The sequence below is a fragment of the Nocardioides sp. 1609 genome (genome assembly GCF_004522105.1).
Lineage (GTDB): Bacteria > Actinomycetota > Actinomycetes > Propionibacteriales > Nocardioidaceae > Nocardioides.
The window spans coordinates 356,849-368,947 of sequence record NZ_SPUJ01000003.1; the positions used below are offsets into that span (position 1 = coordinate 356,849).

The 12,099-nt window shown below is 74.5% G+C and carries 12 protein-coding genes; 5 read left to right on the forward strand and 7 right to left on the reverse strand.

Annotated features, from left to right (window positions below; translation table 11 throughout):
- Window positions 1-33: 33 nt before the first annotated feature.
- From E4623_RS07935 to E4623_RS07945, 3 genes are read right to left on the reverse strand one after another with little or no spacing between them, the layout of a single operon-like run.
- Entirely contained in the window at window positions 34-855 is an 822-nt protein-coding gene (locus E4623_RS07935) for a formate dehydrogenase accessory sulfurtransferase FdhD (protein WP_134765973.1), read from the reverse strand.
- 10 nt (window positions 856-865) lie between these two features.
- On the reverse strand, window positions 866-3,334 hold the full coding sequence (gene pepN, locus E4623_RS07940) for an aminopeptidase N (protein ID WP_134765974.1): 2,469 nt from the start codon (window positions 3,332-3,334) through the stop codon (window positions 866-868).
- 27 nt (window positions 3,335-3,361) lie between these two features.
- On the reverse strand, window positions 3,362-3,964 hold the full coding sequence (locus tag E4623_RS07945; protein WP_134765975.1) for a CAP domain-containing protein: 603 nt from the start codon (window positions 3,962-3,964) through the stop codon (window positions 3,362-3,364).
- Between the two features lie 157 nt (window positions 3,965-4,121).
- Between E4623_RS07945 and E4623_RS07950 the strand changes: the two genes are divergently transcribed.
- Window positions 4,122-4,562 (forward strand): OsmC family protein, encoded by a 441-nt coding sequence (locus E4623_RS07950; RefSeq protein ID WP_134765976.1) that lies wholly within the window; start codon window positions 4,122-4,124, stop codon window positions 4,560-4,562.
- Window positions 4,563-4,567: 5 nt separating this feature from the next.
- Here E4623_RS07950 and E4623_RS23325 read toward each other — a convergent pair whose 3' ends face one another.
- Both E4623_RS23325 and E4623_RS07960 read right to left on the reverse strand, forming a co-directional pair.
- Window positions 4,568-5,893 carry a peptidylprolyl isomerase gene (locus E4623_RS23325; protein ID WP_167736528.1) on the reverse strand — a complete coding sequence of 442 codons (1,326 nt, stop codon included), beginning with the start codon at window positions 5,891-5,893 and terminating at the stop codon, window positions 4,568-4,570.
- Between the two features lie 31 nt (window positions 5,894-5,924).
- On the reverse strand, window positions 5,925-6,380 hold the full coding sequence (locus tag E4623_RS07960; protein ID WP_134765977.1) for a hypothetical protein: 456 nt from the start codon (window positions 6,378-6,380) through the stop codon (window positions 5,925-5,927).
- Window positions 6,381-6,427: 47 nt separating this feature from the next.
- Here E4623_RS07960 and E4623_RS07965 point away from each other — a divergent pair, with 47 nt between their 5' ends.
- On the forward strand, window positions 6,428-7,297 hold the full coding sequence (locus E4623_RS07965; RefSeq protein WP_134765978.1) for an LLM class F420-dependent oxidoreductase: 870 nt from the start codon (window positions 6,428-6,430) through the stop codon (window positions 7,295-7,297).
- A complete protein-coding gene (locus E4623_RS23120) occupies window positions 7,284-8,078 on the forward strand; it encodes a sortase (protein ID WP_245154965.1) in 795 nt (264 codons plus the stop codon). Before E4623_RS07965 ends, E4623_RS23120 begins: the two co-directional genes overlap by 14 nt.
- A 9-nt stretch (window positions 8,079-8,087) precedes the next feature.
- On the opposite strand, the gene E4623_RS07980 is transcribed toward E4623_RS23120, so the two are convergent.
- A complete protein-coding gene (locus E4623_RS07980) occupies window positions 8,088-9,890 on the reverse strand; it encodes a CocE/NonD family hydrolase (RefSeq protein ID WP_134765980.1) in 1,803 nt (600 codons plus the stop codon).
- A gap of 132 nt (window positions 9,891-10,022) precedes the next feature.
- Between E4623_RS07980 and E4623_RS07985 the strand changes: the two genes are divergently transcribed.
- A complete protein-coding gene (locus tag E4623_RS07985) occupies window positions 10,023-10,229 on the forward strand; it encodes a hypothetical protein (RefSeq protein WP_134765981.1) in 207 nt (68 codons plus the stop codon).
- Between the two features lie 77 nt (window positions 10,230-10,306).
- Window positions 10,307-10,513, forward strand: a complete 207-nt coding sequence (locus E4623_RS07990) for a hypothetical protein (protein WP_134765982.1) — start codon at window positions 10,307-10,309, stop codon at window positions 10,511-10,513.
- 144 nt (window positions 10,514-10,657) lie between these two features.
- Here E4623_RS07990 and E4623_RS07995 read toward each other — a convergent pair whose 3' ends face one another.
- On the reverse strand, window positions 10,658-11,914 hold the full coding sequence (locus E4623_RS07995; RefSeq protein ID WP_167736529.1) for a M1 family metallopeptidase: 1,257 nt from the start codon (window positions 11,912-11,914) through the stop codon (window positions 10,658-10,660).
- Between the last annotated feature and the right edge of the window lie 185 nt (window positions 11,915-12,099).

Consider the following 12,099-nt stretch of genomic DNA (forward strand, 5'->3'; position numbering starts at 1 on the left):
CCGGCGGGTCCCGCGGGAGGTCCCCGGAGTGCCTCAGGAGTAGCGCACCACGCGACCGGGACGGGTGAACCCGTACAGGACGAGCCCGGCACGCCGCGCCAGGTCGACGGCGAGGCTGGTCGGGGCGCCGACCGCGACCAGCGACCCGGTGCCGACGGCGACCGCCTTCTGCACCAGCTCGAAACCGGCCCGCGCGCTGACCACCAGGCACGCCTCGGCCGGCGGCAGCCCGGCGAGCAGCCGGGCGCCGCTGACCTTGTCGACGGCGTTGTGCCGCCCGACGTCCTCCCGGACGACGAGCAGCTCGCCGGCGGCGGTGAACAGCGCCGCCGCGTGGGAACCCCCGGTGCGGTCGAAGACGCGCTGGTGCGTGCGCATGACGTCGGGGAGCCCGCGGACCACGTCGTCGCCGGGCAGGTCGCCGTCCCACCGGAGGATCTCGCCGGCCAACGCGCTCGTCACGCTGTCGGTGCCGCACACCCCGCAGGCCGAGGAGCCGGCGGACTGCGCGGCGTGCTGGTGGGGGAGCGCGGCCGGCTCGGTGTCGAGGCTCACGGTGACGACGTTGAACTCCTGCTCGGGGCGCAGCGTGACGTCGGTGCAGTAGGCGACGCGGTCGACGCGCGGCGCCAGGCCCTCGTGCAGCACCCAGCCGGCGGCGAGGTCGAAGTCGTTGCCGGGCGTGCGCATCGTCACCCAGACCCGGCGCGCCGGTGCGCCCGGCCACTGGAGCCGGATCTCGAGCGGCTCCTCGGTGATCACCCGGTCCTCGCGCTCGCGCCTGACCCCCTCCTCGCCACTGGTGATCTCGATGACCCGGAGGCGGACCGAGGGGCCGGGACGGCGCTCTCTCACGGCCTCGACCTCAGGCGACCGGGTAGGCGGCACGGATGGCGAGCTGGCGCTCGAGGTCGTCGACCGCGTCGGCGACCCGACGCGCGACGGCGGGCTCGAGGACGCCGGGAGCGAGCAGGGTGCGCACCCGGTCGAGCGTCGCGCCGTCGACGTGCGAGCCCGGGAAGAACGCCGTCGCCGCGACCGCCAGCACCCACCCGCTCCGCACCGCACCGGTGCCGGGCAGGTCGGCGACGTAGCGGTCGACGTACTCGGTCGTCAGGTGCTCCTGGCCGCCGCGCCACATGCCGGCCCCGGCGGCCTCCAGCTCGTAGTTCGAGACGCCGACGGCGCCGGTGAAGCGCTCCCAGGCCCAGGCCTTCGCCTCGGGAGTCGGCAGGGACGCCGTCGCCCCGGCGTGGTGGACCCGGTTGGCCGAGCTCTCGGACGTCGCGAGCGCGGCGTCGAGCTCGGCCCGGTCGGTGCCGCCGAGGACGGCCAGGCGGGTGAGCAGCCGCCACCGCAGGTCGTCGTCGAGCGTGATCCCGTCGGGGCTCGCGGCGAGCCAGGCGCGCAGCGTGGCCGGGGCGGTCGCGGTCCGGATGCCTGCGCGGTACGCCGAGAGCTGCAGCTCGGACCCGGGCTGCTGGATCGCCAGCGAGTCGACCGCGGCGCGGTGCACGCGCTCGAGCGAGCCGGCCGCGGCGGCGGGGACGACCTCGCCGAGGAGCCACGGCACCGTGTGCCGGCCGGTGTCCTCGGTGTCCTCGGCCGGGAACGCCGCGACGACCAGGTCGACGACCCGGTCGGGGGCGATCGCACCCTCGGCGTACCCGCTCTTGACGTTGTTCCAGATCCCGGCCCGCAGCCGGTGGTCGGTGACACCGGGCAGGACGTCGACCAGCGCGGAGACCGTCTCCCCGTCGGGCACGTAGACCGCCCAGCTCTCCTCGCGCGGGTCGAGGACGACGGCAGCACCCGGCGCGACCGGCGGCACCGTCGTCTCGTCGGCGGTCAGCGTCACCGGGGTCGTCGTGGCCCCGCCCGTCGTGAGCTCGACGACGTCGAGCAGGTGGGACCGGTCGGCGGGGGCAGAGGCGGGCGAGCGCCGCAGGACCACCCCACGCTGCCGGTCGTGGTGGACGACGTCCGGCCCGGCCTTGCGCAGCCACTCCTGGACGACGGGGGAGAGTCCGCCCGCACCGGCCCGCTCCCAGCTCTCGAACAGGTCGTGCATGGTCGCGTTGCCGAAGCGGTGCCGGTCGAGGTGGTCGACGACGCCGGCGAGGAACACGTCGCCGCCGAGCCGCGTGCAGAGCTGGCGCAGGATGCTGGAGCCCTTGGCGTAGGAGATGCCGTCGAAGTTCTGGAGCGCGGTCAGCGCGTCCTCGGCCCCGTTGCCGGCGACGGGGTGGGTGCTGGGGCGCTGGTCGGCGCGCAGGCCCCACTGCCGCCGCGACCACGACACGTGGGTCCACGCGTCGTCGTACTCGGTGACGTCGGCGGTGACCCGGTTGCCCATGTACTCGGCGAACGACTCGTTGAGCCAGAGGTCGTCCCACCAGCTCGGGGTGGTGATGTTGCCGAACCACTGGTGCGCAATCTCGTGCGCGACCGTCGTGGCGCGCAGGATCCGCTTGCCGCGGGTCACGCGGGTGTCGAAGACCAGCTGGTCGCGGAAGGTGACGCAGCCGGGGTTCTCCATCGCGCCGGCGTTGAACTCGGGCACGAACGCCTGGTGGTAGTCGCCGAACGGGTAGCGGATGCCGAACAGCCGGTGGAACTCGTCGAAGCACTGCCGGGTCATGGTGAGGAGCTCGTCGGCGTCCTTGTCGAGGTGCCTGGCCAGGCTCTGCCGGCTGCTGAGGCCGAGCGGGATGCCGTCGTGCTGGTCGCGCACGACGTGGTACGGCCCGGCGACCAGGGTGACGAAGTACGTCGAGAGCGGCTGCGTCGGTCCGATCTCCCAGGAGCCGGGCTGCTGCCCGCCGCCGTCGACGCGGGTGGCCGGGGCGTTGCCGACGACGACCCAGTCGTGCGGCGCCCGGACGTGCAGGGTGTACGGCGCCTTCAGGTCCGGCTGGTCGAAGCACGCGAAGACCGTCGGGGCGGCGTCCATGAACGACATGCCGTAGACGTAGTGCCGGCCGTCGGCGGGGTCGACGCTGCGGTGCAGGCCCTCGCCGTCGTTGCGGAACGGCATCACGGCGTCGACGACGAGCACGTGGGTGCCGCGGGTCGTGTCGAGCGGCAGACGGCCGCCGGTGAGGAGGCCCGCGTCGAGGGGACGGTCGTCGAGCCGGATCCCGTTCACGCGCACCGGCTTGAGGTCGACGAACGTCGGGCCGCCGCGGCTCTCGAAGGTGATCGTCGTGACGGAGCGGAAGGTCGCCTCGTCCGCCGCGAGGTCCAGGTCGACGTCGTAGCTCGTGACGTCGAGCAGCTCGCGGCGGGCGAGGGCTTCGGTGTGCAGCAGGCTCCGGGCGGACGCGACGCTCATGGGGCCGACCCTAACCGGGCGTCCTGCTCAGGGCCGGACGCGGCGGGAGGCGAGGTCGAGCACCCAGTAGCGCTGGTAGGTGGCCTCGGCCCGGTAGCCGTAGCCGATCCCGATCTCGTGGAAGCGGCTCATGATGACCGCGCAGTGGCCGGGGCTCCCGAGCCACGCCCGGACCACCGAGGCCGGGGTCGCCTGGCCGGCGGCGATGTTCTCGCCGTAGGACGTCCACCGGTAGCCCTCGCGCCGGATGCGGTCGCCGGCGTCGCTCCCGTCCGGCGACTGGTGGGAGAAGAAGTCGCGCCGCGCCATCAGCCGGGCGAACCGCCCGGCTGCCCGGTCGAGGCGCACGTCGCGCGCGAGCGGGGGGACGGCGCCGTGCCGCACGCGGCCGCACCTGCGGGCCTCCGAGCGCGCCTCGTTGACCAGCGCGAGCACCCGGCCCAGACGGGCGGCCGGTCGGGCCGCGCGACCGACGGCGGGTCCGGGGGTCGCGGCGAGGCCGGCGCCGGAGGTCGGGCCGGTGGCGGGGCCGTCCGGTGCCGCCCCGGCGGTCGGGGTCACCAGGGCCAGCAGGGCCACCAGGAGCAGGGGGGAGAGGAGCAGCACCAGGGCCGCAGGGGGTCGGCTCATGACGTCATCCTCCCCCAGACGGAGCTCACGGTCGCACGGCAGCCCCGCGGCCGGTCGCACGCGCTCGTGGTCCCGGGCGTGTCGGTCCCGGGCGTGCCGGGCCGAGGTGTGCCGGTCCGTCGTGGGTCGGCCCGGGGTGGCGTGCCACGCTGGCACCATGAGCGACCCCACCCCTGACACGCACCGCGCGGTCTCCCTGACCCGCCTCGACCGCGGCGCGTTCCGGATCACCAACGCCGCCGGCGGCAGCATCGACGTCGGGGTCTCCGACACCGACTTCACCCCCGTCGAGCTGCTGCTCGCCGCGCTGGCCGGCTGCGCCGCGATCAACGTCGAGGAGCTGACCTCGCGTCGCGCCGAGCCGACGTCGTTCGACGTCCTCTCCGAGGGCCACAAGGTCCGCGACGAGACCGGCGGCCGGATGACCGACCTCCGGCTGCTGTTCGACGCGGTCTTCCCCGAGGGCGAGGCCGGGGACGCCGCCCGCGCGATCCTGCCGCGGGTGGTCGCCCAGACCCACGACCGGATCTGCACGGTCTCGCGGACCGTCGGCCTCGGCTCCGACGTCGCCTATGAGATCGCCCCGGACGCGCCCTAGCCGGCTCAGCCGACCGTGACCTTCTGCAGGGTGACGGCGGTCTTGGGCGCTCCGTCGGGGCCACCGCCCTGGACGCCGGCGTCCGCGACCCTCGTGACGGCCTTGAGCGTCGCGGGGGAGACGGTGCCGAACACCGTGTAGCTCGGCGGCAGCTCGCTGTCGCCGTAGACGATGAAGAACTGCGAGCCGTTCGTGTCGGGTCCGGCGTTGGCCATCGCCAGCGTGCCGGCCGGGTAGGTCTCGGAGCCGGTCAGCTCGTCGGCGAAGGAGTACCCGGGGCCACCGCTGCCGGTGCCGGTCGGGTCGCCGCACTGGAGCACGAAGATGCCCTCCGTGGTGAGCCGGTGGCACGACGTGCCGTCGAAGTACCCCTGCTCGGCCAGGGCGGTGAACGAGTTCACCGTGCACGGCGCTGCGGTCGCGTCGAGGGTGGCCTTGAGCCTGCCGACGGTGGAGGCGACGGTGACCGCGACCTCGCCGTCGGCGACCGGCTCGGCCGGCGGCGGCTGGACCTCCGACGAGCTGCCGTCGGAGGGGTAGGTGCAGGAGCCGGTGGGCACGGCGGCGGACGGGCCGTCGACGGCGTCCCCGACCGCGACGAAGTCGAGCGTGACCGCCTCGGCCGGGGCGCCGTCGCCCGAGCCGTCGTCGGTGCCCTTGGCGGCGATGGACTGCACGACCGCGAGCCCGTCCGCGCCGATCGTGCCGAAGACGGTGTACGACGGCGGGAGCGGAGTCTCGTCGTACACGATGAAGAACTGCGAGCCGTTCGTGTTGGGTCCGGCGTTGGCCATCGCGAGGGTGCCGGCCGGGTAGGTCTCGGAGCCGCTCAGCTCGTCGGCGAAGGAGTACCCGGGACCGCCGGAGCCGGTGCCGGTCGGGTCGCCGCACTGGAGCACGTAGATGCCCTCCGTGGTGAGCCGGTGGCAGGGCGTGCCGTCGTAGTAGCCCTGGCTGGCCAGCGAGGTGAACGAGCTCACCGTGCACGGCGTGGTCTCGGCGTCGAGGGTGGCGTCGACGTCGCCCGCGGCCGTCTCCAGGACGACGTCCACGGTGCCGGTGTAGGCCGCGGTGGCGGACGGCGGCTCGACGTCGCGGGCCGCCTCGCTGCCGGTGGTGTAGGTGCAGGGCGCGCCATCGGCGTTCTCGGGCTGGGGCTCGTGGGTCCGCGCCTCGGTGGTCGACCCGCCGTCGGCTCCCTCGGAGCTGGACCCGGACGGCGAGGGGTCGTCGTCGGAGGAGCCGGTCTCGTCGCCGCAGCCGGCGAGGCCGAGCACCAGGACGACGGCCGCGAGCAGGGATCCGGAGCGGGCCAGGGAGCGCTTCACCATGCCGTGGATCGTAGGGGAGCCTCCTGTGTGCTCAGCTCCCGCTCTCCGGAGTCGCGGCGTGCCCGGGTCGTCCGCGGGTCCGGCGCAGCTCCTTCATCTCGGCCTCGAACAGGTGCCGCTTGCCCTCGACCAGGTCCGTCAGGGCTTGCTCCTGGAGCCCCTTCGCGGTCGCGTAGTAGCCGTCGTCGTAGCCCTCGACCATCTGGAAGGACCACATGCCGGGCAGCACGTTGCGCCCGAGGAGGTCGCGGTGGAGGGCGTCGGCGAGGTCGTCGTGACCGGCTGCGCGGATCAGCTCGGTCGCCTCCTCCAGCGTCGACTCGGCGCTGCCGCAGAGCCGGTGGAAGGCGTAGAGGTGCCCGCGGGCGTCCTCCACGTGGTCCAGCGCGGCCGAGAGCTTGCCGAGCGCCTCGACGGTGGCGTCGGTGACACCGTCCGGGCGCCGGTGCTCCTCGGAGGGCCGATCGTTCCCGCGCTCGTCGTCCACGCCCAGACCGTGGCACGGATCACCGGGGGCTCACTACGCTCGAAGGCATGAAGCTGGGAGTGCACTACGCGAACTTCAGCCACCCCGACTGGGCGACGACGCTGGAGGACCGGCTCACCGAGACCGCCCGCGTGGCCGACCAGGGTGGTGTCTCGCTGCTCACGCTCATGGACCACTGGTTCCAGATGGAGGACCTCGGCGGCCCGGCCGAGCCGATGCTCGAGGGCTACACCACGCTCGGCTACCTCGCCGGCGTCACCGAGCGGGTCCGCCTGAGCCTCCTCGTCACGGGCGTGACCTACCGCCACCCGGGTCTGCTCGCCAAGACCGTGACCACCCTCGACCGGCTCTCGCGCGGGCGCGCCATGCTCGGCATCGGCGCCGCCTGGTACGACCGCGAGCACCGCGGCCTCGGCGTCCCGTTCCCGCCCACCGCCGAGCGGTTCGAGCGGCTGGAGGAGACCCTCCAGGTGTGCCTGCAGATGTGGGGCGACGACGACGGCCCCTACGACGGCAGGCACTACCAGCTGACGGAGACCGTCAACGTGCCGGCGCCGTACCAGCGGCCGCACCCGGCGGTCCTCGTCGGCGGGTCGGGGGAGCGCAAGACGCTGCGGCTGGTGGCGCAGTACGCCCAGATGTGCAACCTGTTCGCCGAGGGCCACGACGTCGTGCGCCACAAGCTCGAGGTGCTCCGCGGGCACTGCGACACCCTCGGCACCGACTACGACGCCATCGAGAAGAGCATCGTGCTCGCCGCCGACCCGCAGGGCGACCCCGACGGCTTCCTCGCCGACATGGCCGGGTACGCCGCGCTCGGGATCGACACCGTCACGGTCGCACCGGCCACCGACGACCCGGTCGGGTGGACCACCGACGTCGTCGAGAAGGTGCTGCCGCGCCTTGCCGACCTCTGACCCGCGCCGTCTCGTCGCGATCGCCCTGACGGCGATCGTGGCCCTGGCGGCCTGCGCGACGGACGGCTCGACGGGCGGCTCGACCGGCGGCTCCGCGGGGGCCGGCCCGGATTCCGACCGGCCGTCGGAGGTCGCCCCGTCGACGGCCCCGTCGACGGCCTCGTCGACGGCCCCGTCGACGGCCCCGTCGACGGCCCCGTCGCCGGCGCCGGTCGAGGAGGTCGACGAGACACCCGCGACGCCCCCGGCTTACGTCGTCAGCGACGGCAGGCCGCGCGACGCCCGGATGTCGATCCCGGCGCTCGACATCGAGGACCTGCGGGTCGAAGCCTACCGTGGCCGCACCGACGACGCCGCGGGTCACGCCATCCAGAACACCGGGATCGCCGCCAGCCCCTTCGGACCCCGCGGTGGTGTCGGCCCCGGGGGCGTCGGGAACTACCAGGTCACCGGCCACCGGACGTCGTCCACGCGCATCCTGGAGTTCCTGCCCGACCTGCGCCGCGGTGACCGCGTCGTCGTCCGGGCGGCCGGCGTCGAGTACGTCTACGAGATCCGCACGACGCGGATCACCTCGTTCCGCTCGGCCCGGTCGCTGGCCGAGCAGCGCGCCGCCGTCCCCGGCCGGCCCGGTGCCACGCCGGTCCGCGCCATGATCACGATCTCGACCTGCCGCACGCAGGAGGACCACGCCGAGGGCAACTACTGGGCCGACGAGTTCGACAACCCCGAGCACCGCATCGACAAGGTCGGCGTCCTGGTGCGCAGCCGGTCGACCTGACCGGTGCCCTCAGCGCACCACCGGGAGCCGCAACGAGCTGGGGGCCGCGGCGAGCGTGACCCTGGTGCCGGCCGGCGGGCGGAGGGTGAAGTCGTGGTCGCTCGACATCACGACGAGCGCGATCCTGGCCCCCGGCGGCAGGGTCCGGTCGAGCGGCTGGAGGTCGACGCGGACGTCGACGCCGCGTCCGGGCACGAGAGGGGTGCTCCGGGTGAGGGAGTCCACGTTCTGGGGGTCGGCGAAGCCCTGCGTGAGCAGGGAGCGGCGTCCGGTCGGGTCGAGCAGGCAGAGCGCGACCGTCACGTTGGCGGCGGTGGCGTCGAAGGCCAGTCGTACGTCGGCGCGCGGGGTGCCGCTGAGGTCGAGGCCGCGGCGCAGGACCGCGGAGCGGAAGATCGCGGCGTGGTCGCGGTCCCCGGTCCTGCAGACGTCGGCGGCGCTGACCGACGCGTCGTCGGTGAAGGTGCGCCGCACCGCGGAGGACCGGCCGCCGGGCGCGAGCACGCCACCGGTGCGGAGGGTCCAGGTGCGCGGCCGCGACCCCGGCCGGGGCCAGGAGCGGTACCAGCGGGTCGTCCCGCCGTCGTTCACCGCGGCCCGCTTCCCGCCTGCGACACCGTTGCGGACGCCGTACAGGAAGTGGTCGAACCACCGGTCGACCAGGCGCTGGGGGACCGGGGTGCCGTGGCTGCCCTGGTTCCACCAGATCTTGGTCGGGACGCCGGCGCGACGCAGCGCGGCGTACCACCGCGCGGCCTGGTCGGGCTTGACGTTGGTGTCGTTGAACCCGTGCCCGATCAGGACGCCGGCCCGCACGTCGCCCGCCCTCGCCACCAGGTCCCGGGCCGCCCAGAAGTCGTTGTGGTCACCGGTGGCGCGGTCCTGGTCGCGCCTCAGGTCGGCGATCACCGGCCGGCAGACCGACCGGTTGCGGCGGGTGTAGTCGAAGCGGGCCAGCACGTCGGCGTCCTCGCCCTGGTAGCCGCCGGGGGCGACCACCAGGCCGGCCTGGCGGTAGTAGTCGTACCAGCTCGAGATCGCCGACAGCGGCACGATGGCGCGCAGCCCCTCCACGCCGGTCGCGGCGGCCATGTTGGGCAGCGTCCCGTCGTACGACGTCCCGGTCATCCCCACGTTGCCGGTCGACCAGCCGCCGGCGCGCACCACGCGACCGGACGCCGTCCGGGCGGTGGTGCGGCCGTTGAGCCAGTCGACGAGCGCGACGGCGCCGGCCGCCTCCAGGTCGTCGCCGATCGTCGGGCAGCCGGTCGAGCCGTTCGTGCCGAGGGAGGCGACCCGCGCGTAGGCGTACCCCTTGCGCGCCCAGGCGGCTCCGTCGGTGCGGATGCCGGTGAGGAGGTAGTCCTTGATGTCGGCCCGTGCTCCGGGCTGGCGGGCCTGGCCGAGCGGGACGTCGACGTCGTGGTTGGGTGCGCCCGCGCAGCAGGAGAAGTAGGGCGACACCTGCGCGACGGTCGCCAGGCGGCGCCCGCCGACGAGGCCGGGCCTGGGCCGGGTGACCACCGCACGCACGACGTCCGGCCGGCCGTCGCGGTCGGAGTCCACCGAGGTCGTCACGAACACCCGGGTGACGACGAGGTCCTCCTGGTTCGCGCCGTTGCGGGGCGGCCGCGACGGGGCGAGCGGGGCCGGCCGCTCGGCCGGGGCCTCCGCCGCGACGGGGAGGGCGGTCGCGGCTCGGCCGGGGGCGGCGGGGGAGGGCGCGGCCGGGCGGGCCGCCGCGGGGCTCACCCCGGCGAGCACCAGCGCGAGCGCGGTGAGCAGGGCCGGGGTCCGAGAACGAGACGTCACGAGCCTGACACCAGCACGGACGTCGTCCGAGTGCAAGGGTCGGGTCCGGGATCGGGTCCGGCCCGAGGGCGTGGGGGAGGCGGGTGCCGCCGGGCTACGGTGGTGCCCACGTCCCGTCCCAGGAGGTGCCCGGTGCCGTCGACAGCCGTGTGGATCTGCGTGCTCGGAGTCGTCGTGCCCCTCGTCGGCGTCCTCGTCGGGCGCAGCGGGATCCTGTACCGGTGGCCCCGGTTCCTGCGGTGGCGGCGCGCGAAGTCGCGACGCGACCGCGGCAGGGTGCGGGCCGGTGGGCCCAGCGACGGCGGAGGGGTCGACCACACCGCGGGGGCGTCCTTCTAGGCCCGGTCGCTCCAGGCGCGGCGGGCCACCCACGTGTCGCTCCGTCGAGGGGGAAGCCCGTCCGTAGGGTGGCGGGCATGACAGCTCGGTCTTCGTCGGGTCCCGGCACGTTCGCGCTGTTCTGGGTCGGGGTGGCCACCGTGGTGTTCGCCGTGGTCGGCGTCGTCGCGGGCCTCGTGCGCGACGACGTCCCCGGCACGCTCGGCGTCGTCCTGGCCGCGGGACTGGGCGTGAGCGCCGTCGCCATCGTCGCAGCCCTGGTCGTGCGCGACCGTCGCGCCTGATCGGAGGCCGTCACCGCCGCGTCGAACCCGGGTGGGGACCGCCTCGTCACCGCCGGCCCTCGACCGCAGTCCGGCTACCTGCTCCCGCGCGACTCCGCCGCAGGGCACCGCACGCCGGGGCGGGGCGGGGCGGAGCGGATCGGCTCAGGGCCCGAGTCCCAGGTCGGCCGAGCTCGGCGGCCGGACACGGTCGAGCAGCCAGGCGCGGAAGAACTCGTCGAGGTCGCGGTCGCTGAGGCGCGAGGCCAGTCGTCGGAAGTCCGAGATGGAGGCACTGCCTCCGCGGTGCAGGCTGCTCCAGCGACGCAGGATCTGCCAGAAGGTGTCCTCGCCGACGACGTTGCGCAGCGCCTGCAGGGTCATCGCCCCGCGGTCGTAGACCTGCCGCGCGAACACGTCCTCGCGTCCGGGTCGGCCGATGCTGAACCGCCACTGGCCACGCATGCCGGTCCGGTACATCTGGCGCAGCCACGCGTCGGCCGACCGGCCGCCGTGGGTCTCGGCGTAGCGGAGCGCCATGAACTCCGCGAATCCCTCGCGGAGCCAGATGTCGCTCCACGAGCTGACCGAGACAGAGTCGCCGAACCACTGGTGCGCCAGCTCGTGGACGACGAGGTCGTAGGTGTCGGAGCCGGTGCGCGGGAAGGTGGGGCGCGTCTGGTTCTCCAGGGCCATCGGGATCCGCAGTCCGCTGACGACCCCGCCCGTCGAGCCGAAGGGGTAGGGACCCAGCTGGGTCTGCAGCCACGAGGTGAGGACGGGTGTGCTCCGCATGAGTGTGAGGGCGTCGCGGTGGTCCCGAGGGTCGAGCCCGCGGGAGACCCCGGTGATCCAGGGGATCCCGTCCGTCACCCCGCGCCGCACCGTGAACTGCCCGGCCGTGAAGAAGGCGAGGTAGGGAGCCATGGGCTCACGCGCGCGCCAGCGGTGGGTGACGAGGGTGCCGCTCCTCGAGGTGCCGCTCGGCCACCCGTTGGCGATCACCTGGTTGCCCCGGGGCACGGTGACCGCGATCGTCATCCGTGCCTTGTCCCGGGGGTGGTCGTTGGACGGGAACCACCAGGGAGCCATGTGGGGCTGCCCCTGGACGAGGACCTCCCGACTGGTGGCACGCCACCCGGGCGCGTCGGCGTACTCGTGGCGGCCCGGCCGGCCGGCGTAGGTCACGGCCACCGTGACCCGGCGTCCCGCGGGCAGCGTCTGCGGGGGATCGACGGTCAGCTCGTGACCACGGTGCACGAAGGGGACGGGCCGACCCGCCACGCGGACACTGCTGACGGGGAGCAGGAAGTCGAGGTTCAAGGAGGTCAGGTCGCGGTCCGGGACGAGGGTCACCGCGGTCGACCCGCTCAGGCGTCGGCGCTGGAACCGGTACCGCACGTCGATGTCGTACGTCCGCACGTCGTAGCCCTCGTTGCCGTCCTGGGGCCAATAGGGATCTCCGATCCCGGACCCGCCCGGCCCCGGCCCCGGCCCCGGGCGCGGTGGCGACGGTGGTGACGTCCGGAGCACGGCGTTCGAGGGGAGGGGCCCGTCGGAGACCGACGGACCCGCTCCCTGGGTGAGCGTCGTGGCCGACAGCACTG